General features: G+C 73.6%; 1 protein-coding gene. It reads left to right on the plus strand.

Translation table 11 applies throughout. From position 1 onward, the window contains the following. Positions 1 to 89: 89 nt before the first annotated feature. Positions 90 to 1,259 carry a hypothetical protein gene (locus AC069K_RS35680; RefSeq protein ID WP_478622994.1) on the plus strand — a complete coding sequence of 390 codons (1,170 nt, stop codon included), beginning with the start codon at positions 90 to 92 and terminating at the stop codon, positions 1,257 to 1,259. The last annotated feature ends 84 nt before the right edge of the window (positions 1,260 to 1,343 follow it).

Below are 1,343 nucleotides of genomic sequence, written 5' to 3' on the forward strand. Positions count from 1 at the left end.
GTGAGCTGGGCTTTTCGTTCCCTGAGTGAGAGAGCGGGTGTGACCGAACCGCCGCCCTGGATGTCAGTGCCGGCTGCTTACATGAGCCCATGGACACCGTGCACACGACCGCCGCCCTCCTCCCGGACCCCGCCGAGCTCCGCGCGCACCTGCGCGCGCTGGCCGTGCTGGACCAGGCGATCTGCCGCGACCCGCGATTCTCCCGCTACTCCATCTCCACCACCTGGGGGCCCGGTACGGAGGCGGCCCTGATGGACAACGGCTCGGGTGACGACTTCTCCGTCCTCTTCACCCCGGCCGGTGTGCTCGTCCGCGGCTTCGACCACGAGTCGGAGATGAGCCCGTACGCCACGGACGACGAACAGGTCTGGCCCGGTGTCATCGACGAGGTGCCCGCCGCGCTGCGCCCGCTCCTGGACGACCCGGCCTTCGTCGACGAGGACCTTGGCGCCCCGCGGGTCACCGCCTGCCTGTGGTGGGAGACCGGCGGCAGCGCCTGGCACACCGGCTCGGCCATCGAGTTCCCCGCAGGCAGCCCGGACCCGGACGGCTCCGGGCACCTCTTCCGCCTCCTCACCGACCGCTCCCCCGAGGCCGTCCAGGCGCACTTCGAGGAGGACTACGGGCGGCCCGTCCCCCTCGACACCGTCCGCCACGTCCTCGCGGGCCACCCCCTGACCCCCGAAGCCGCCCGCGGCCTCAACCCGGCCGCCCTCTCCGACGAGGCCCTGCTCCGCCGGATCGCCGCCGACCCCGAGGTCGAGGCGTACCTCGCCTGCGACGGTGAGTTCGACCTCACGCGGACCGACCCCATCGAGTCGATCGCCCTGTCGGCCGGTCTCCCGGTGGAGCCCGTGGCCGGCTGCAACGCGGGAGGCACCCACTACCTCTGCGGCCCGGCCGGCTCCGACCACGTCCGCCCCGTCCTCTACACCGACTCCGAGGGCCAGGCCTCCCTCATCGCCGAGTCCCTCGCCGAGGCCCTGACCCTGGCCATCGTCCTCCCCTCCTGGCACGACGCCCTGGCCGGCTTCCGTCCCCCCGCGCTCAACGCCGACTACCTTGAGGACAACCCGGACCACCCCGAGGTCCGCGACCGCCTCCTCGCAGCCCTCCGCCTCCCCCCGGCCACCGAGACCGAGGTCCTGGCCCGCCTCCTCACCACGGCCGCCCGCACCGTCCCGGACGGCTTCCTCCCTTCGGTCGAGGGCGAGGAGGACGCGGCCTTCGAACCGATGCTCCGTCTGCCGGCCGAGTAGGACAGCCCCGCCGCGCGCCGCCTTCCGGACCCGACGCGCCGCTACGGCGAAGCCATGACCGCACTGCCCGACTGGATGCGCCCG

Source organism: Streptomyces sp. NPDC043908 (genome assembly GCF_056435525.1).